Here is a 19,509-nt window from a genome sequence, read left to right as displayed (position 1 = left end):
GAGAGAATGAACGGCACGCCGTGGCACACGGCATGTCCGGATACGTTACGCGTGCTTGGCGAGCCGGTAGCCGCTGCCGCGCACGGTCTCGATCATCGCATCGCAGCCGGCCGGTTTCAAGGCGGCGCGCAATCGTTTGATGTGCACGTCGACGGTGCGCTCCTCGACGAACACGTGGTCGCCCCACACCTGGTCGAGCAGTTGCGTGCGGCTGTGCACGCGCTCCGGATGGGTCATGAAGAAATGCAGCAGGCGGAACTCGGTCGGGCCGAGATCGAGCTTGATCTCGCTGCCTTCCGCATGCGCGGCGACGCGATGCGTGGCAGGGTCGAGGCGCAGCCCGTTGATCGACACGACGTCCTCGGTCAGCTGCGGCGCGCGACGGCGCAGGACGGCCTTGATGCGCGCCATGAGTTCCTTCGGCGAGAACGGCTTCGTCACGTAGTCGTCCGCGCCGATCTCGAGGCCGAGCACCTTGTCCTGCTCGTCGCCGCGCGCGGTCAGCATGATGATCGGGATGTGCTTGGTGCGTTCGTTGTTGCGCAGGTCGCGCGCGAACGCGATGCCGGACTTGCCCGGCAGCATCCAGTCGAGCAGCACGAGATCGGGCAGCACGTCGCTGATCAGGTTCTGCGCCTGTTCGGCGTTGTACGCACGGATCGGGCAGTGACCGGCGTGCTGGAGATTCACCGAGATCAGTTCGGAAATCGCGGGCTCATCTTCAACGACGAGAATGTTGCTGGGCATCGGCACCTCTTTTTTTCCTGTGCTGGGTCGTGTTAACTGTTGGCTTCGCGGTCGAGCGTGTCGCGCGGCTGATGCCGTACGTCCGTGCCCTTCACGATGTAGATGATGAATTCGGCGATGTTCTTCGCGTGGTCGCCGATCCGTTCGATCGCCTTCGCGATGAACAGGTATTCGAGGCCCACCGAGATCGTGCGCGGATCTTCCTGCATGTACGACACGAGCTTGCGCACGAACGCGCGGAATTCCAGGTCGATTTCCTTGTCGTCCTTGACGATCTGCGCGGCGGCCACCGTATCGAGGCGCGCAAACGCGTCGAGCGCGCGGCGCAGGATCGTCACGGCCATCTCGCCCGACACCTTGATCTCGGCGATGTTGACCGTGCGCGCGGCCGGCTCGTCGACGAGGCGACGCACGCGCTTCGCGATCTTCTCGGCTTCGTCGCCTGCGCGCTCGAGGTTCGTAATCGTTTTCGAAATCGACATCAAAAGACGCAGGTCGCGTGCGGCAGGCTGCCGCCGTGCGATGATGTTGCCGCATTCCTGGTCGATGTCGACTTCCATCGCGTTCAGGACCTCCTCGGTCGCGATCACCTTCTCGGCCGCATCGCGATCGAATTCGTTCAGCGCGAACATCGCGCCGACGATCTGCGACTCGACGAGCCCGCCCATTTCCAGCACTTTCGACGACACGGCGTTCAGGTCCGCGTCGAACTGGCTCGACAGATGTTTATCCGACATGGCTGTGTTCTCCGTCATCAGCCGAAACGGCCGGTGATGTAGTCTTCCGTTTCCTTGCGCACCGGCTTGATGAAGATCTTTTCGGTTTCGCCGAACTCGATCAGCTCGCCCAGGTACATATAGGCCGTGAAATCCGAGCAGCGTGCGGCCTGCTGCATGTTGTGCGTGACGATCACGACCGTGTAGTCGCTCTTCAGCTCCGCGATCAGTTCTTCGATGCGGCCCGTCGAGATCGGGTCGAGCGCCGAGCACGGTTCGTCGAGCAGCAGCACTTCCGGACGGATCGCGATGCCGCGCGCGATACACAGACGCTGCTGCTGGCCGCCCGAGAGGCCGTAGCCGCTCTGGCCCAGCTTGTCCTTCACTTCGTTCCACAGCGCGGCCTTCGTGAGCGCCCATTCGACGCGGTCGTCCATTTCCGAGCGCGTGAGCTTTTCGAACATCTTCACGCCGAATGCGATGTTGTCGTAGATCGACATCGGGAACGGGGTCGGCTTCTGGAACACCATGCCGATACGCGCGCGCAGCAGCGAGATGTCGCGCTTCGTCGTCAGCAGGTTCTCGCCGTCCATCAGGATTTCGCCTTCGGCGCGCTGCTCCGGATAGAGCGCGAACATCTTGTTGAACGTGCGCAGCAGCGTCGACTTGCCGCAGCCCGACGGGCCGATGAACGCCGTCACCTTCCCTTCGGGAATGCGCAGGTTGACGTTCTTCAACGCATGGAACTTGTTGTAGAAGAAGTTGAGGTTGTTGACCTCGATCTTCGCGTTCAGCGGCGCGAGCGGGCGGCCGTGCGCCGCGTCTTGCGTGCCGGCGGGCGCTGCGGTGCGCTCGACGGGATTCAGGTGGCTTTCTGCCATATTCATCGGATTGCTCCGCCGTTACTTTTTCGAGAAGATCGAGCGCGCCAGGATATTGAGTCCGAGCACCCCGAGCGTAATCAGGAACACGCCCGCCCATGCGAGCGACTGCCATTCCGCGAACGGGCTCATCGCAAACTTGTAGATCGTGACGGGCAGGTTCGCCATCGGCTGGCTCAGGTCCCACGAGAAGAACTGGTTCGACAGCGCCGTGAACAGCAGCGGCGCCGTTTCGCCGGCAATCCGCGCGATCGCGAGCAGCACGCCGGTCGTGATCCCGCCGAGCGAGGCGCGCAGCGTGATCTTCAGCACCATCCGCCACTTCGGCGTACCGAGCGCGACCGCGGCTTCACGCAGCGCGATCGGCACGAGATTCAGCATGTTCTCGGTCGTGCGGATCACGATCGGAATCTGCAGCAGCGCGAGCGCGATCACGCCGGCCCAGCCCGAGAAGCGTCCCGATTTCGCGACGACGATCGCGTACACGAACAGGCCGACGACGATCGACGGCGCGGACAGCAGGATGTCGTTGATGAAGCGGATCGTGCCGGCGAGCAGGTTCTTCTGGCCGTATTCGGCAAGATAGACGCCCGCGAGGATGCCGATCGGCGTGCCGATCAGCGTGCCGAAACCGCACAGCAGCAGGCTGCCGACGATCGCGTTCGCGAGACCGCCGCCTGCCGTGTTCGGCGGCGGCGTCGATTCGCTGAACAGCTGCAGCGACAGGCCGCCGATACCGAGGTGCAGCGTCGTGTACAGGATCCATACGAGCCACAGCAGGCCGAATGCCATGGCGCCGAGCGATGCGGCAAGCGCGATCGCGTTGACGGCCTTGCGCCTGCGCTGCAGGCGGCTGCGCATCGCGTCGAGCGCGGCGCCGGTCGGCCCCGGGAAATTCATGATGGGCTCGCTCATTTCTTGCCCTCTCCCTTCTCGAGACGAAGCAGCAGCAGCTTGGAGATGGACAGCACGATGAACGTGATCACGAACAGGATCAGGCCCAGTTCCATCAGTGCGGACGTATGCAGGCCCGGTTGCGCTTCCGCGAATTCGTTCGCGAGCGCCGACGTGATGCTGTTGCCCGGCGCGAACAGCGACACGCTGTCGAGCAGGTTCGTATTGCCGATCACGAAGGTCACGGCCATCGTCTCGCCGAGCGCGCGGCCGAGGCCGAGCATCACGCCGCCGATCACGCCGGTCTTCGTATAGGGCAGCACGACCTTCCACATCACTTCCCAGGTCCTGCAGCCGATCCCGTATGCCGATTCCTTCAGCAGCACGGGCGTGACCTCGAACACGTCGCGCATCACCGACGCGATGTACGGGATGATCATGATCGCGAGGATCACGCCGGCCGCGAGGATGCCGATGCCGATCGGCGGGCCGGCCGTCAGCGGACCGAGCACCCACATGTCCTTGAACAGGCGGCCGAGCGGCTTCTGGAAGTATTCGGCGAAGATCGGCGCGAACACCAGCAGCCCCCACATGCCGTACACGATCGACGGAATCGCGGCGAGCAGCTCGATCGCGATGCCGAGCGGGCGGCGCAGCCACACGGGCGACAACTCGGTGAGGAACAGTGCGATGCCGAAACTGACGGGCACCGCGATGACGAGCGCAATGACCGACGTCACGATCGTGCCGTAGATCGGCACGAGTGCGCCGTAGATGTCCGAGTTGGGATCCCACTCGGATTGCCACAGGAAGCCGAGGCCGAACTTCTGGATGGTCGGCAGCGACGCAATGATCAGGGAAACGATGATCCCGCCCAGCAGCAGCAGGGTCACGATCGCGGCGAGCCGTGCGAGGCCGCCGAACAGAACGTCCCCGAAGCGGCTCGGCGCACGCAGCTGCGCACTGTCGGGCGATCGGGAGGACGTGTATGAAATATCAGACATGGGTGCCTGCTTTTGATTGCCGGGCGCCATGACGCCCGGTTTTACCGCACACACTGCCCGACCGGCGCGGCCGGGCAGCGAACCGCTGCAATGCTTACTCCGCGGCGACCGACTTGCCCGATGCGTCCGTCACCTTCGCCTTCCACTGCTTGCGGATTTCCGTCTCGACCGCCGGCGGCAGCGAGATGTAGTCAAGGCTGTCGGCTGCCTTCTCGCCGTTCTTGAACGCCCAGCTGAAGAACTTCAGCGTTTCCGCGCCCTGCTCCGGCTTGTCCTGCTTCGCGTGCAGCAGCACGAACGTCGCGCCGACGACCGGCCATGCTTCCTTGCCCGGCTGGTTCGTCAGGATCTGGTAGAACGACTTCGACCAGTTCGCGCCGGCAGCAGCGGCCTTGAACGTTTCCGTCTTCGGCTCGACCACCGTGCCCGTCGAGTTCTTCAGCGCGGTGTAGACCATGTTGTTCTTCTTCGCGTACGCCCACTCGACGTAGCCGACCGCGCCCGGCAGGCGCTGCACGAAGGCTGCGACGCCGTCGTTGCCCTTGCCGCCCGTACCCGTCGGCCAGTTGACCGTGGTGCCTTCGCCGATCTTCGACTTCCACTCGTCGTTGACCTTCGACAGGTAGTTCGTCCAGATGAAGCTCGTGCCCGAACCGTCTGCGCGGCGAACCACCGCGATGTCCGTATCCGGCAGCTTGACCTTCGGGTTCAGCGCGGCGATCGCCGGGTCGTTCCACTTCTTGATCTTGCCGAGGTAGATGTCGCCGAGCACCGGGCCCGACAGCGTCAGCTCGCCTGCCTTCACGCCCGGCACGTTGACGACCGGCACCACGCCGCCCACCACCGTCGGGAACTGGAACAGGCCTTCCTTCGCGAGCTCGTCATCCTTCAGCGGAGCGTCCGAACCGGCAAAATCGACCGTCTTCGCGTTGATCTGCTTCAGGCCGCCCGACGAACCGATACCTTGGTAGTTGACCTTCGCGCCGCCGGACTGCTGGTAGTCGGCAGCCCATTTCGTATAGATCGGCATCGCGAACGTGCTGCCTGCGCCCGTGATGTCGGCAGCTTGCGCGGCAACAGCGAAAAGCGCGCCAGCCAAGCCGGCAATCGCGGTTTGCATCAATTTCATGAGACCTCCAGTGTGTGAGCGGATGACTACGGCACCGCGAAGGTTAGGGGCTCCTCATGACGGTAATGTGACAATCAATGAAACTGGCGTGACAGTAACATGACTGGTTGAAAGGGAGTAGCAGGCACGGCGCGGGGGGCGCCGGAACGGCAATGGCGGCAAGAATTGCCGGCCTGGAAAGGACGGGGCGAACACCCGTTTTGCAGGGGCGCGGGCGGATCGTAGCGCAGCGTCGGCGGCACGGGAAGCCCTGCCCGCGGCGGGTCCGATATCAGGGGTCGGACGATTTCTCCGATCGGGGAATGCGCTTGTCGAGGCACCCCTCTATAGGTATCGCAAACCTTTGCGTCTGACGTAATTGCGGCGCCCCGAAGGCGCCGCATGCCGGTTCACCGGAGAGCCGGCGCGCGGGCGGCCGGACCGCCCCGCGCCGATACCGCGCGTCAGGTCGTCGCCGCGCGCACCGCGTCGGCGATCGTCTCCGCATGGCGGACCGCATCGGCCGCCTGCTGCGCTTCGACCATCACGCGCAGCACCGGCTCCGTGCCCGACGCGCGGATCAGCACGCGGCCGCTGCCGGCGAGCGCGGCTTCGGCGGCGTCGATCGCGGCGCGAATCGACGTGCTGCCCTTCCAGTCGGCGCCCGGCTTCATCCGCACGTTGATCAGCTTCTGCGGAAACAGCGTGACGCCATCGAGCATCTGCGCGAGCGTTTGGCCGCTGCGCTTCAGCGCGGCCAGCACGAGCAGCGCCGACACGATGCCGTCGCCGGTCGAGTGCCGGTCAAGCGACAGGATATGGCCCGAGCCTTCCGCGCCGAGCTGCCAGCCGCGCTCGCGCAACTGTTCGAGCACGTAGCGATCGCCGACCGCCGCACGGACGAACTTCACGCCCTCGCGCTGCAGCGCGACTTCGACGGCGAGGTTCGTCATCAGCGTGCCGACCGCGCCTTCGACCTTGCCGTCGGTCGTGATCCGGTCCTTCACGAGCACGTAGAGCAACTCGTCGCCGTTATACAGGCGCCCGCTCGCGTCGACGACCTGCAGGCGGTCAGCATCGCCGTCGAGCGCAATGCCGAGATCGGCGTGGTTCGCACGCACCGCGCGCACCAACGCGTCCGGCGCGGTCGCGCCGACGCCGTCGTTGATGTTGAAGCCGTTCGGCGCAACGCCGATCGGGATCACGTCCGCGCCGAGCTCGTGGAACACGTGCGGCGCGATCTGGTACGCGGCACCGTGCGCGCAATCGATCACGAGCTTCAGCCCGCGCAGGTCGAACGCGGCCGGGAACGTGCTCTTGCAGAATTCGATGTAGCGGCCGGCCGCGTCGTCGAGGCGGCGCGCCTTGCCGAGGCCGTCGGACGACGCGCATTCGAGCGGCTTGTCGAGCCACGCCTCGATCGCGGCTTCGGTGTCGTCGGGCAGCTTGTTGCCGTCAGCGGAGAAAAACTTGATCCCGTTGTCGTGATACGGGTTGTGCGACGCGCTGATCACGACGCCGGCCGACAGGCGCAGCGCGCGCGTCAGATACGCGACGCCCGGCGTCGGCATCGGGCCGGCCAGCATCACGTCGACGCCGGCCGCCGAGAACCCGGCCTCGAGCGCGGCCTCGAGCATGTAGCCCGACACGCGCGTGTCCTTGCCGATCAGCACGGTCGGACGCGAGCCTGCCGTGACATCGGCCGAGCCGGCCAGTACCTTGCCGGCCGCATAGCCGAGGCGCAATACGAAATCCGGCGTAATGGGCGCTTCGCCCACCGTGCCGCGAATGCCGTCCGTGCCGAAATATCGACGTCCCATGGGGCCCTTCCTCCTTCGTCTTCTGACTTATCGTTGCCGCGCGGCTTCGCGCACGGCATTCCATATTTTCAGCGCATCGACCGTCGCCGCGACGTCGTGCACGCGCACGATTGCGGCGCCGCGCCCGACCGCGCACAGTGCGGCCGCCACGCTCGCCGCGACGCGCTCCATCGGCGGCTTGCCGCCGATCACCGCGCCGAGCATCGACTTGCGCGACATGCCTGCGAGTATCGGATAAGCGCGCCCGTCGGGCCGCGCGGGCGCCGTGTCCGGCAACGCGGCCAGCAGCGCATAATTATCGTCGACGACCGCCTTGCCGAACCCGAAACCGGGATCGACGCAGATCCGCTCCGCCGCAATGCCCGCGTCGCGCAGCGCCTGTGCGCGCGCGGCGAGAAAATCGCGCACCTCGGTCACGACGTCGCCGTAGTCGGGTTCGCCGACCTGCATCGTCTGCGGCTCGCCAAGCATGTGCATCGCGCACAGCCCGCTGTTGCCCTCGCGCACCGCATCGATCGCGCCCGGCTGGCGGAACCCCCAGATGTCGTTGATCAGGTCCGCGCCGGCGGCCAGCGCCGCGCGCATCACGGCCGGCTTGTAGGTGTCGATCGACAGCGGCACGTTCAGCGGCCGCAGTGCCTCGACGAGCGGGATCACGCGCGCGAGTTCCTCGTCGGGCGGCACGGGCGGCGCGCCGGGGCGCGTCGATTCGCCGCCGATATCGAGGAGGTCGGCGCCTTCGGCAATCATCCGCTCGGCCTGGCGCAGCGCATCGTCGCGCGCGAGGAAGCGGCCGCCGTCGGAGAACGAATCGGGCGTTGCGTTGAGGATGCCCATCACGAGCGGGCGTTCGAACGTCAGCGTGAAGCGGCCGCACTGGAGCGGCGCGGGAATGGCGTGGGAAACAGCGATATCGGACACGAGCGACTGGCGTGGATGAATGCAAAACGGGCCGGTGTGAAGCCACACCAGCCCGTGAACCGTACCAAAACGGAGATTATGCCGGCGAAGCAGGCGCCGGTGCGTTGGCGGGCTTGACCTCGGCGCTGCTGCCGCCGCCCGACGAATCGCCACCGACAGCCGGCGAACTCTTCGGCGAGCGCGGCGGACGGCCTTCCATGATGTCGTTGATCTGATCGGCGTCGATCGTCTCCCACTCCATCAGTGCGGCCGTCATCGCTTCGACCTTGTCGCGGTTCTCTTCGAGCAGGCGTCGCGCGAGGTTGTACTGATCGTCCAGCACGCGGCGGATTTCCGAATCGACCTTCTGCTGCGTCGCTTCCGAGATCGTGCGGGTGAAGCCGCGGCCAAACGGCGACGCTTCGTTCTCGTCGTCGACGTAGACCATCGGCCCGAGCGCATCGGTCATGCCGAAACGGGCCACCATCGCACGCGCCGTCTGGGTCGCCTTGTTGAAGTCGTCCGATGCGCCGGTGCTGACGAGATTCATGAACAGCTCTTCCGCCACCCGCCCACCAAACAGGATCGCGAGGCGGTCCAGCAGGTAGTCCTTCGAGTATGTCTCGTTGTCATGCTCCGGCAACTGCCACGTGACACCCAGCGCACGGCCGCGCGGGATAATCGTGACCTTGTGCACGGGGTCGGCCTTCGGCAGCAGCTTCGCAACCACCGCGTGGCCCGACTCGTGGTAAGCGGTCGCACGCTTCGCTTCCTCGCGGATCACGGCCGACTTGCGCTCCGGACCCATGAAGATCTTGTCCTTCGCGTCCTCGAAATCCTGCATTTCGACGATGCGCTTGCCACGGCGTGCGGCGAACAGCGCGGCCTCGTTCACGAGGTTCGCGAGATCGGCGCCCGAGAAGCCCGGCGTGCCGCGCGCGATGACTGCAGCATCGACGTCGTTCGAGATCGGTACCTTGCGCAGGTGCACGCGCATGATCTGCTCGCGGCCGCGGATGTCCGGCAGGCCGACATAGACCTGGCGGTCGAAACGGCCCGGGCGCAGCAGCGCCTTGTCGAGCACGTCGGAACGGTTGGTCGCGGCGATCACGATCACGCCCGAATTCGCCTCGAAGCCGTCCATCTCCACGAGCATCTGGTTCAGCGTCTGCTCGCGCTCGTCGTTGCCGCCGCCCATGCCGGCGCCGCGATGACGGCCGACCGCGTCGATTTCGTCGATGAACACGATGCACGGCGCGTGCTTCTTCGCCTGCTCGAACATGTCGCGCACACGAGCCGCGCCGACGCCAACGAACATTTCGACGAAGTCCGAACCCGAGATGCTGAAGAACGGTACCTTCGCTTCACCCGCGATCGCGCGGGCCAGCAGCGTCTTGCCGGTACCCGGCGGGCCGACCAGCAGCACGCCGCGCGGAATGCGACCGCCCAGCTTCTGGAATTTCTGTGGATCGCGCAGGAAGTCGACGAGCTCGGACACTTCTTCCTTTGCTTCGTCGCAGCCCGCGACGTCGGAGAAGTTCACCGCGTTGTTGTTCTCGTCGATCAGCCGCGCGCGCGATTTGCCGAACGAGAAGGCGCCGCCTTTGCCGCCCCCCTGCATCTGCCTCATCATGTAGAACCAGAACACGATGATCAGGATCGTCGGCCCGAGGTAGTACAGCGCGGACATCAGCGCGTTCGGCTCGTCGTCGGCCTTGCCGCTGACTTGCACGCCGTACTTCATCAGATCGCCGACCATCCAGATGTCGCCGGGCGACACGATCTGGTATTTCTGGCCATCAGCCGGAGTGACGGTGAGGTTGCGCCCCTGAACGATAACGTTCTTGACCTTGCCGCTCTTGGCGTCGTCCATGAACTGCGAATAGGACACGCCTTCCTGCACGCGGGGCTTGTCGAACTGCTTGAACACCGTAAACAGCACCAGTGCGATTACCAGCCACACCGCTGCCTTCGAAAACATATTGTTGTTCAAAGCACCACTCCTTCACTCGTAGACGAGCGCCTACATTTTCCTTGCGGCGCCCCTCGGTCATTCTAATCCAGTCCGACCACCCTCGCCATAAGCATTGACAACCGCGGCGATAGCGCTTCGCTTGTCTGGCAAGGGCCGGAGCCCGTTTGCGGCATCCCGCTGCGCATCAGCGCGGATGCTTCAGATGCCGACCCAAAATGAACGTTTCGGACGATTTGTCGCGGGACGCCTTGGGTTTGCGCGGCGCGACGGTCTTAAACTGCTGTTTGAATTTCTCGACGATCTGGCTGTAACCGCTGCCGTGAAAGCACTTCACGAGCAGCGCACCGTCCGGCTTCAGATGGTTCTGCGCGAATTCGAGCGCCAGATCGCAGAGATGCTCGATGCGCGCCGCGTCCGCCGAGGCCACGCCGGAGAGGTTGGGGGCCATGTCCGAAATAACAAGGTCCACCGAACGACCTTCGAGCAGTTCCTCGAGTTGGAGGAGGACTTCGTCCTCGCGGAAGTCGCCCTGGATGAAGTGGACGTCGGCGATCGGCTCCATCGGCAGCAGGTCGAGCGCAATGATCGTGCCGTCGATGCCGCCTTCGCGCTCGGTGTCGCGCTTCTTGCCCTGCGCGAGCTTGTTGCGGGCATACTGGCTCCAGCTGCCCGGCGTCGCACCGAGATCGACGATGACCTGGCCCGGACGCACCAGCTTGTCCTGCTCGTCGATTTCCTTCAGTTTGTACGCGGCACGCGCGCGATAGCCCTCCCGCTGCGCCATTTTGACGTACGGGTCGTTGATGTGGTCATGCAGCCAGTTCTGGTTAAAGCGGTTTTTTGCCATTCGAGAGAGAGATTGCTGCTATTTGCTTCGTGAAGCCGCGCTTTTAGCGGATAATACGCGTCTTCTTCGCGCGGCTGCGGCCCCTTTTCAGGCCTAAGCCGCGATTTTACGTGGTTTCGGCGCGCGTCTGACGCGGTAACTTTCCGCGATCGCTTTTCAGGCAGCGCGCCCTTATTAAGATTTCGACATTTCCATGCCCGCCCTTTCGCTTTCTCCCGCCGAGCGCTCCGCGCTGCGCTCCCAGGCCCATGCGCTCAAGCCCGTCGTGCTGATCGGCGCCGAAGGGCTGACCGACGCAGTGCTGAAGGAGATCAAGGTGCACCTCGCCGCGCACCAGCTGATCAAGATCCGCGTGTTCGGCGACGAACGCGACGAACGCGTCGCCGTCTACGACGAGATCTGCGACCGCCTGAGCGCAGCGCCGATCCAGCACATCGGCAAGCTGCTGGTGATCTGGAAGCCCGAAGCCCCCGCCGCGGCCCCGGCCCGCGGCCGTCGTGCCGGCACGCTGCCGAGCGCGGCCGAAGCCGCCGACGACCATAAAGGCCGCGCACCGCGCACCGTCAAGGTCGTCAAGGTGTCGCCGAACGCGAGCCCCGTGCGTCGCCCGAAGCCGACGAAGGTCGTCGTGCGCGGCAACGAGCGCGTGACGGCGGGCGGCAACGTGAAGCGCGCGAAAAAGCGCCAGGCAAGCACCAAGCGGCCGTTCCAGGACAAGTAATCGCGTGCGCGGCACGGGGCATCCCGTGCCGCCCTGCCCGCGCGGCGCTCAGGCGTCGCGCGCCGGCAGACGCCAGATCAGCATCAGCCCCAGCACGCTCTCGACGAGATAGAACACGCTCGAGACGCCGTGCAGCATCCCGAAGCGACTCGCATACGGCGAGTTCGCGATATCGGTGCCCGCGTCCATCGCGGCCACCCGCAGCGCGTTCATGAACGGCTGCAGCGCGAAATACCCGACCAGCACGCACACGACCATCGCGGCGACGATCCAGCGCACGCGACGATATTCGCTGCTGCCGCGCCGCACCTGCTGGTTCGACAACGCGAGCAGCAGCACGCCGCACACGACACCGAGGATCGCCTCGATACGGAACAACTGGGCGGCGACCGAACCGGCCGTCATCCGCTCCAGCGTCTTGAACAGCACGGGCGCGACCGCATACCCGATCGTCAGCAGGCTGCCGACCCACACGGCCGACAGCAGACGGAACACGCGATGCGGCATCACGTCGCCCCGCTTCAGACGTAGCTGACCGAGATGATTTCGTATTCGCGCACGCCGCTCGGGGCCTGCACGGCCGCGACGTCGCCTTCGGTCTTGCCGATCAGCGCGCGCGCGATCGGCGAGCTGACCGAAATCAGGCCGTGATCGATATCGGCTTCGTCGTCGCCGACGATCTGGTACTTGACGGTGTCGCCCGATTCGAGATCCTCGAGTTCGACCGTCGCGGCAAACACCACGCGGCCATCGGCGTCGAGCACCGTGGGATCGATGATTTGCGCGGCGGACAGCTTCGATTCGAGGTCCGCGATGCGACCCTCGATGAAGCCCTGCTTTTCCTTCGCTGCGTCGTATTCGGCGTTTTCGGACAGATCACCCTGTGCGCGGGCCTCCGCGATCGCGTTGATCACGGCCGGCCGCTCGACGGACTTGAGGCGCTGCAATTCATCGCGCAGTTGCTCTGCGCCACGCTTTGTCAACGGAATGGTGCTCATAAACGGCTCAATCGCTAAAATCGTCTTTAAAAAAAATCACCGCGATTAAGCGCGTTTCCGGTGAACTGGAAACACCGCCTAATCGCGGCACGTGTTGCTTCGACAGGTAACTGACTGCTTAGTTTAGGCGAGCGTGAAGACCTTGTAAATCATAGACTTCCAGATCCTTCAGGTAGCGCAAGCCTTCGACGGCCGCGCGCGCGCCCGACATCGTCGTGTAGTACGTGACCTTGTGCGCCTGCGCGCTCATGCGGATCGAACGCGAATCGGCGATCGCCTGGCGCGTCTCGTCGACCGTCGTGAACACGAGTGCGATCTCGCCGTTCTTGATCATGTCGACGATGTGCGGACGGCCGTCCTTCACCTTGTTCACGACCTTCACCGGCACGCCGGCCGCTTCGATCGCGGCAGCCGTGCCCTTCGTCGCGACGATCGGGTAGCCGAGGTCGTGCAGCATGCGCGCGACTTCGACCGCCTTCGGCTTGTCGGCGTCCATCACGGTCAGCAGCACCGTGCCCGACTCCGGCAGGCGCGAACCGGCCGCGAGCTGCGACTTGAACAGCGCTTCGCCGAACGTCTGGCCGACCCCCATCACTTCGCCGGTCGAACGCATTTCAGGCCCGAGGACCGGATCGACGGTCGGGAATTTCACGAACGGGAACACGGCTTCCTTCACGCTGAAGTACGGCGGCACGACTTCCTTCGTCACGCCCTGCTGCGCGAGCTTCTGGCCGACCATCGCACGCGCCGCGATCTTCGCGAGCGGCAGGCTGGTCGCCTTCGACACGTACGGCACCGTGCGCGATGCGCGCGGGTTCACTTCGAGCACGTAGATGATGTCTTCCTTCGAGCCGTCCGCCTGCGGCACCTGCTGGATCGCGAACTGCACGTTCATCAGGCCGACCACGTTCAGCGCCTTCGCCATCGCGCCCGTCTGGCGCTTCAGTTCGGCAACGGTTTCCTTCGACAGCGAGTACGGCGGCAGCGAGCATGCCGAGTCGCCCGAGTGGACGCCCGCCTGCTCGATGTGCTCCATCACGCCGCCGATGAACACGGCTTCGCCGTCGCAGATGCAGTCGACGTCGCACTCGATCGCATCGTTCAGGAAGCGGTCGAGCAGCACCGGCGAATCGTTCGACACCTTCACGGCCTCGCGCATGTAGCGTTCGAGGTCGCGCGGCTCGTGGACGATTTCCATCGCGCGGCCGCCCAGCACGTACGACGGGCGCACGACCAGCGGGTAGCCGATTTCCTCGGCGAGCTTGAGCGCTTCGTCTTCGGCGCGCGCGGTGCGGTTCGGCGGCTGGCGCAGGCCGAGGTCCTGCAGCAGCTTCTGGAAGCGTTCGCGGTCTTCGGCCGCGTCGATCATGTCCGGCGACGTGCCGACGATCGGCACGCCGTGCGCCTCGAGGTCGAGTGCGAGCTTCAGCGGCGTCTGGCCGCCGTACTGGACGATCACGCCGACCGGCTTTTCCTTGTCGACGATCTCGAGCACGTCTTCGAGCGTCAGCGGCTCGAAGTACAGGCGGTCGGACGTGTCATAGTCGGTCGACACCGTTTCCGGGTTGCAGTTGACCATGATCGTTTCGTAGCCGTCCTCGCGCATCGCGAGCGCCGCGTGCACGCAGCAGTAGTCGAACTCGATGCCCTGGCCGATCCGGTTCGGGCCACCGCCCAGCACCATGATCTTCTTGTTCGTGGTCGGCTGCGCCTCGCACTCTTCCTCGTAGGTCGAGTACATGTACGCCGTCTTCGTCGCGAACTCGGCCGCGCAGGTGTCGACACGCTTGTAGACCGGGCGCACGTTCAGTTCGACGCGACGCTTGCGCACGTCTTCCTGCGTCGCGCCGAGCAGCTTCGCAAGGCGGCGGTCGGAGAAACCGCTCTGCTTCAGGTAGCGCAGCTCGTCGAACGTGATCGACGCGAGCGTGCGGCCAGCGAGCGCCTTTTCCTTCAGGATGATCTGCTCGATCTGCTCGAGGAACCACGGGTCGATCGCGGTTTCCGCGAAGATTTCCTCGGCCGTCATGCCGATGCGGAATGCGTCGCCGACATACCAGATGCGGTCCGGGCCCGGCTCGTGGATCTCGATCGCGATCTCGTCGCGATTGGTCGACTTCTCGTCGAGACCGTCGACGCCGACTTCGAGGCCGCGCAGCGCCTTCTGGAACGATTCCTGGAACGTGCGGCCGATCGCCATCACTTCGCCGACCGACTTCATCTGCGTCGTCAGGCGCGAATCGGCTTCACGAAACTTCTCGAACGCGAAGCGCGGGATCTTCGTGACGACGTAGTCGATCGTCGGCTCGAACGATGCCGGCGTCTGGCCGCCGGTGATTTCGTTCTTCAGCTCGTCGAGCGTGTAGCCGACCGCCAGCTTCGCGGCGACCTTCGCGATCGGGAAGCCGGTCGCCTTCGATGCGAGCGCCGACGAACGCGACACGCGCGGGTTCATCTCGATGACGACCATGCGGCCGTCCTTCGGGTTGATCGAGAACTGCACGTTCGAGCCGCCGGTATCGACGCCGATCTCGCGCAGCACCGCGAGCGATGCGTTGCGCAGGATCTGGTATTCCTTGTCGGTGAGCGTCTGTGCCGGCGCGACCGTGATCGAATCGCCGGTGTGCACGCCCATCGGGTCGAGGTTCTCGATCGAGCACACGATGATGCAGTTGTCGGCGCGGTCGCGCACGACTTCCATCTCGTATTCCTTCCAGCCGAGCAGCGATTCCTCGATCAGCAGTTCGCGCGTGGGCGACAGGTCGAGACCGCGCTTGCAGATCTCCTCGAACTCTTCGCGGTTGTACGCGATGCCGCCGCCCGAGCCGCCGAGCGTGAACGACGGACGGATTACGATCGGGTAGCCGCTGCCGCCGGTGATCGCCATGATCTCGGCGTGCACCTTGGTCGCTTCTTCCATCGAGTGCGCGATGCCCGACTTCGCGGAACCGAGACCGATCTTGGTCATCGCGTCCTTGAACTTCTGGCGGTCCTCCGCCTTGTCGATCGCTTCCGGCGATGCGCCGATCAGTTCGACGCCGAACTTCTCGAGCACGCCGTGGTGGTGCAGGTCGAGCGCGCAGTTCAGCGCGGTCTGGCCACCCATCGTCGGCAGGATCGCGTCCGGGCGTTCCTTCTCGATGATGCGCGCGACGACTTCCCACGTGATCGGCTCGATGTAGGTCACATCGGCCGTGTTCGGGTCGGTCATGATCGTCGCCGGGTTGCTGTTGACGAGAACGACCTTGTAGCCCTCCTCACGCAACGCCTTGCAAGCCTGCGCGCCCGAATAGTCGAACTCGCACGCCTGGCCGATGATGATCGGGCCGGCGCCGATGATGAGGATGCTTTTGATGTCTGTGCGTTTTGGCATGGCTTGTGAATTCAATAAGTAATCGTTGTCGTGGGTCGGCCGGCTGCGCTCAACTCATGGTGGCGAGCGCGAGCTTCACCGAGAAACCGATGAACAGGCCGCCCACGCTGCTCGCCGCGCCTGCCGCAAGCTTGCGGCGGCGGCGGAAGTGCTCGGCGAGCCGCGCACCCGCGAAGATCAGCGTGCTCAGGTACAGGAAGCTCGCGCCTTGCGCGATCGCCCCGAGCACGAAGAACGGCAGCGCGGGATGCGGGAATGCCGGGTCGACGAACTGGATGAAGAACGAGATGAAGAACAGGATCGCCTTCGGGTTCAGCAGGCTCACGATCAGCGCCTTGCGGAACGGCCGCTCGCCGTCGACCGCGCGCGGCGCGTCGGCCGGCGTATTGGCCGGCGCGCGCAGCTTTTGCCACGCGCTGCGCAGCATGCCGGTGCCGATGTAGAGCAGATACGCAGCGCCGCCGTACTTGACGACCGAGAACAGCAGCGGATTCGTCTTCAGCAGCGACGCGACGCCCGCGGCGGACAGCACCATCAGCACCGTATCGCCGAGGAACACGCCGCAGGCCGCGCGATAGCCGGCCTTCACGCCGCGCTGCGCCGCGAGCGACAGCACGTACATCGAGTTCGGCCCCGGCAGCAGGATGATGAAGATCACGCCGAACACATAGGTCCAGATATCCGTGATGCCGAGTGCGTGGCCGAACATGATGCGAATCTCCCGTCCTTCGGTTGCGTCAGTAGGTTAAGCGTTGCGCTGCTTCGCCGCGTCCATCAGCGCGGTGAAACGGTCGAACAGATAGCCGATGTCGTGCGGGCCCGGCGAAGCTTCCGGGTGGCCCTGGAAGCAGAAGGCCGGCTTGTCGGTAAGCTCGAAGCCCTGCAGCGTGCCGTCGAACAGCGACACGTGCGTCACGCGCGCGTTGGCCGGCAGCGAATCCGCGTCGACCGCGAAGCCGTGGTTCTGCGACGTGATCACGACACGGCCGTTGCCGAGATCCTTCACCGGGTGGTTCGCGCCGTGGTGACCCGTCTTCATCTTCAGCGTTTTCGCGCCGACCGCGAGGCCCATGATCTGGTGGCCGAGGCAAATACCGAAGGTCGGCACGCCGCGCTCGATGAATGCCTTCGTGGCCGCGATCGCGTAATCGCACGGTTCCGGATCGCCGGGGCCGTTCGACAGGAAGATGCCGTCCGGATTCAGCGCGAGCGCATCGGCCGCGCTCGCCTGTGCGGGCAGCACGGTCACGTGGCAGCCGCGCTCCGCGAGCATGCGCAGGATGTTGTACTTGACACCGAAATCGTAGGCGACGACGCGGTACTTCGGCGCTTCCTGCATGCCGTAGCCGCCTTCGAGGCGCCATTCGGTCTGCTTCCACTCGAACGGCTTGGTGGTCGACACGACCTTCGCGAGATCCATGCCCGCGAGGCCCTGGAACGAGCGCGCGAGCTCGATCGCCTTCGCCTCGTCATCCGAACCGGCCAGGATGCAGCCGCTCTGCGCGCCCTTGTCGCGCAGGATGCGGGTCAGCTTGCGGGTATCGATGCCGGAGATCGCGACGACGCCTTCGTCGCGCAGGTAATCGCCGAGCGTGCGGTCCATGCGGAAATTCGATGCGAGCGTGGGCAGATCACGGATGATCAGGCCGGCGGCATGGACTTTCGTGGCTTCGACATCTTCGGCGTTGACGCCGACGTTGCCGATATGCGGGTAGGTGAGCGTAACGATCTGGCGCGCGTAGCTCGGGTCAGTCAGGATTTCCTGATAGCCGGTGATCGCGGTATTGAACACGACTTCGCCGATCGTGTGCCCTTCGGCCCCGATCGAATAACCACGAAAGACCGTGCCGTCGGCGAGTGCAAGCAAGGCGGGAGAAAAAGACGGCAACACGGGAGGCTCCTTGGGGAACACCCTGTTGCCGACCTGTTTACCCTGCCGCGCGAGCGTCGCGCTGCGTGGGCGCGCGTAGTCGCTAGCTGGACGCGGCCTGCGTTGTCGAGACGCGAACCCGGCGCGTGGCGCACGAGGCTTCGCGGCATCGCCCGGCAGGCGGCGTGCGGCGGATGAACGGGATGAATGAGGTAGGCGCTAGGGTGCGAGGTTGATCAGCACAAACTTTCAAATTATAGCCTGAAAATGGCCCTATCTTCAACGGATATGGCCGTCTGATCATGCGTGCGCCGTGCTCGGCGGCGCAGCGCAACGTGCTGCGGCCCCGTTTCCGCGGCCGCCCTACCTGCCAGCGTACCGCCGGATCAGTGCGCTTGGCCAGCACCGCGCGCGGGCCATACGTACCAGACCGCGCTCGCGAGCTGCAGCGCGAGCAGCACGCCCCATGCGGTGAGGTGCGCGGCGGCCGGATAACGGCCGTCGACCGCGGGCCAGTGCGACAGCACCGCGCCGACGCCGATCTGGAACGCAAAGATCAGCAGGAAGATCACGAGCGTGAGCGTCGTGTTCGCGCGGCCGATCAGGTGGGCGGGAAAATGCCCGGCCATCACCGCGTAGGTCAGGATGCCGACGCCGCCGAACATCCCGTATGCGGCCCACAGCACGGCCGGCGGCAACGGCACGCGCGCGACGATCGCGGCCTGCGTCGCGACGAACAGCGCCATGCCGACGCCGCAGAACGCATAGACGGACACGCCGCGCCGCTCGAGCACGCGCGCCGCGGCGCCGAAGCCGACGCAGCCGGCCATCATCGCGAAGCCGAGCACCGACACGAGGCGCGCGGCATGCGGCGCATCGAACCCCGCGACATCGCGCAGGTATGGCCCGACCCACAGCGACTGCATCGCGTAGAACACGCCCTGCGTGACGACGGAGAACGACGAGATCTTCCAGAACGCGCGACTGCTGAGGATGTGCCACGTGCCCTTGAACTGGCTGACGAGCCCGCCCTGGTGGCGTACCTGCTTCGCTTCGGGTGCGCCGACGCCGATCGAGGCCGCGACGATCACCGTCAGCACCGCGAGGCCGAAACAGATCGCGCGCCAGCTCGTCCAGCCGAGCAGCCAGGTCAGCGGCGAACCGACCATGACGCCGCCGAGGCCGCCGACTGCCATCACGAGGCCGTTGACGAGCGGCAGCCGGCCGACCGGGAAATGCTGCGCGAGCGCCTTGAACGCCGCACCGAGACACACCGACACGCCAACGCCGATCAGCAGCCGGCCGACCATCATCGTGCCGATGCCGTGCGCGGCGCCGAACACGGCCGCACCGGCCGCCGCGAACAGCAGCATGCCGGCCGTCACGCGGCGCGGGCCAAAGTGGTCGAGCATCACGCCGGCCGGGATCTGCGCACCCGCGAAGCCCAGGAAATAGAGACTGGTGAGCAGGCCGAGATCGGCGGCCGACAGCCCGAGCTCATGCGTGACGAACGGCGCGAAGCCCAGATTGACGCCGCGAAACACGTACGACACGAAATACCCGATCGAAAACAGCGCGAGCACCCTCACCTGCACCGACGACATCGCTTCCCCTTGTTATATGAAGACGCTTTGAAGACCCTCGAAGCAGCGCCC

At 65.2% G+C, this 19,509-nt stretch carries 17 protein-coding genes; 1 reads left to right on the top strand and 16 read right to left on the bottom strand.

Annotated features, from left to right (window positions below):
- Positions 1 to 45: 45 nt before the first annotated feature.
- From phoB to CUJ89_RS06695, 10 genes are all read right to left on the bottom strand, one after another.
- Positions 46 to 747, bottom strand: coding sequence for a phosphate regulon transcriptional regulator PhoB (phoB, locus tag CUJ89_RS06745; protein WP_027787869.1), 702 nt, complete (start codon positions 745 to 747; stop codon positions 46 to 48).
- A 32-nt stretch (positions 748 to 779) separates the two neighbouring features.
- Positions 780 to 1,484, bottom strand: coding sequence for a phosphate signaling complex protein PhoU (gene phoU / locus CUJ89_RS06740; RefSeq protein WP_114176673.1), 705 nt, complete (start codon positions 1,482 to 1,484; stop codon positions 780 to 782).
- A 17-nt stretch (positions 1,485 to 1,501) separates the two neighbouring features.
- Complete coding sequence (pstB, locus tag CUJ89_RS06735) at positions 1,502 to 2,350, bottom strand: phosphate ABC transporter ATP-binding protein PstB (RefSeq protein ID WP_114176672.1); 849 nt, start codon at positions 2,348 to 2,350, stop codon at positions 1,502 to 1,504.
- Between the two features lie 15 nt (positions 2,351 to 2,365).
- Complete coding sequence (pstA, locus tag CUJ89_RS06730; protein WP_114176671.1) at positions 2,366 to 3,259, bottom strand: phosphate ABC transporter permease PstA; 894 nt, start codon at positions 3,257 to 3,259, stop codon at positions 2,366 to 2,368.
- A complete protein-coding gene (pstC, locus tag CUJ89_RS06725; protein WP_114176670.1) occupies positions 3,256 to 4,242 on the bottom strand; it encodes a phosphate ABC transporter permease PstC in 987 nt (328 codons plus the stop codon). Before pstC ends, pstA begins: the two co-directional genes overlap by 4 nt.
- 94 nt (positions 4,243 to 4,336) lie before the next feature.
- Complete coding sequence (gene pstS, locus CUJ89_RS06720) at positions 4,337 to 5,371, bottom strand: phosphate ABC transporter substrate-binding protein PstS (protein WP_114176669.1); 1,035 nt, start codon at positions 5,369 to 5,371, stop codon at positions 4,337 to 4,339.
- 443 nt (positions 5,372 to 5,814) lie between these two features.
- Positions 5,815 to 7,170, bottom strand: a complete 1,356-nt coding sequence (gene glmM / locus CUJ89_RS06710; RefSeq protein ID WP_114176668.1) for a phosphoglucosamine mutase — start codon at positions 7,168 to 7,170, stop codon at positions 5,815 to 5,817.
- Between the two features lie 27 nt (positions 7,171 to 7,197).
- Positions 7,198 to 8,139, bottom strand: a complete 942-nt coding sequence (gene folP, locus CUJ89_RS06705; RefSeq protein ID WP_114176667.1) for a dihydropteroate synthase — start codon at positions 8,137 to 8,139, stop codon at positions 7,198 to 7,200.
- A 28-nt stretch (positions 8,140 to 8,167) separates the two neighbouring features.
- Positions 8,168 to 10,063 carry an ATP-dependent zinc metalloprotease FtsH gene (ftsH, locus tag CUJ89_RS06700; protein WP_114176666.1) on the bottom strand — a complete coding sequence of 632 codons (1,896 nt, stop codon included), beginning with the start codon at positions 10,061 to 10,063 and terminating at the stop codon, positions 8,168 to 8,170.
- A gap of 166 nt (positions 10,064 to 10,229) precedes the next feature.
- On the bottom strand, positions 10,230 to 10,892 hold the full coding sequence (locus tag CUJ89_RS06695; protein ID WP_114176665.1) for an RlmE family RNA methyltransferase: 663 nt from the start codon (positions 10,890 to 10,892) through the stop codon (positions 10,230 to 10,232).
- 193 nt (positions 10,893 to 11,085) lie between these two features.
- Between CUJ89_RS06695 and CUJ89_RS06690 the strand changes: the two genes are divergently transcribed.
- Positions 11,086 to 11,613, top strand: a complete 528-nt coding sequence (locus CUJ89_RS06690; protein ID WP_114176664.1) for a YhbY family RNA-binding protein — start codon at positions 11,086 to 11,088, stop codon at positions 11,611 to 11,613.
- Positions 11,614 to 11,661: 48 nt separating this feature from the next.
- On the opposite strand, the gene CUJ89_RS06685 is transcribed toward CUJ89_RS06690, so the two are convergent.
- The 6 genes from CUJ89_RS06685 to CUJ89_RS06655 all read right to left on the bottom strand — a co-directional run bounded on the left by CUJ89_RS06685 (position 11,662) and on the right by CUJ89_RS06655 (position 19,458).
- Positions 11,662 to 12,120 (bottom strand): DUF4149 domain-containing protein, encoded by a 459-nt coding sequence (locus tag CUJ89_RS06685; protein WP_006497614.1) that lies wholly within the window; start codon positions 12,118 to 12,120, stop codon positions 11,662 to 11,664.
- A gap of 14 nt (positions 12,121 to 12,134) precedes the next feature.
- Positions 12,135 to 12,611: a transcription elongation factor GreA gene (gene greA, locus CUJ89_RS06680; RefSeq protein WP_114176663.1), complete on the bottom strand. Its 477-nt coding sequence runs from the start codon at positions 12,609 to 12,611 to the stop codon at positions 12,135 to 12,137.
- Positions 12,612 to 12,729: 118 nt separating this feature from the next.
- Positions 12,730 to 15,984 (bottom strand): carbamoyl-phosphate synthase large subunit, encoded by a 3,255-nt coding sequence (gene carB / locus CUJ89_RS06675; protein WP_114176662.1) that lies wholly within the window; start codon positions 15,982 to 15,984, stop codon positions 12,730 to 12,732.
- A gap of 49 nt (positions 15,985 to 16,033) precedes the next feature.
- Positions 16,034 to 16,693 carry a leucine efflux protein LeuE gene (leuE, locus tag CUJ89_RS06670; RefSeq protein WP_114176661.1) on the bottom strand — a complete coding sequence of 220 codons (660 nt, stop codon included), beginning with the start codon at positions 16,691 to 16,693 and terminating at the stop codon, positions 16,034 to 16,036.
- 36 nt (positions 16,694 to 16,729) lie between these two features.
- Positions 16,730 to 17,875 (bottom strand): glutamine-hydrolyzing carbamoyl-phosphate synthase small subunit, encoded by a 1,146-nt coding sequence (gene carA, locus CUJ89_RS06665; protein ID WP_114176660.1) that lies wholly within the window; start codon positions 17,873 to 17,875, stop codon positions 16,730 to 16,732.
- Between the two features lie 365 nt (positions 17,876 to 18,240).
- Positions 18,241 to 19,458 carry an MFS transporter gene (locus tag CUJ89_RS06655; protein ID WP_114176659.1) on the bottom strand — a complete coding sequence of 406 codons (1,218 nt, stop codon included), beginning with the start codon at positions 19,456 to 19,458 and terminating at the stop codon, positions 18,241 to 18,243.
- Between the last annotated feature and the right edge of the window lie 51 nt (positions 19,459 to 19,509).

Source organism: Burkholderia pyrrocinia, assembly GCF_003330765.1.
Lineage (GTDB): Bacteria > Pseudomonadota > Gammaproteobacteria > Burkholderiales > Burkholderiaceae > Burkholderia > Burkholderia pyrrocinia_B.
This window is presented reverse-complemented; position numbering and strand designations above follow the sequence as displayed.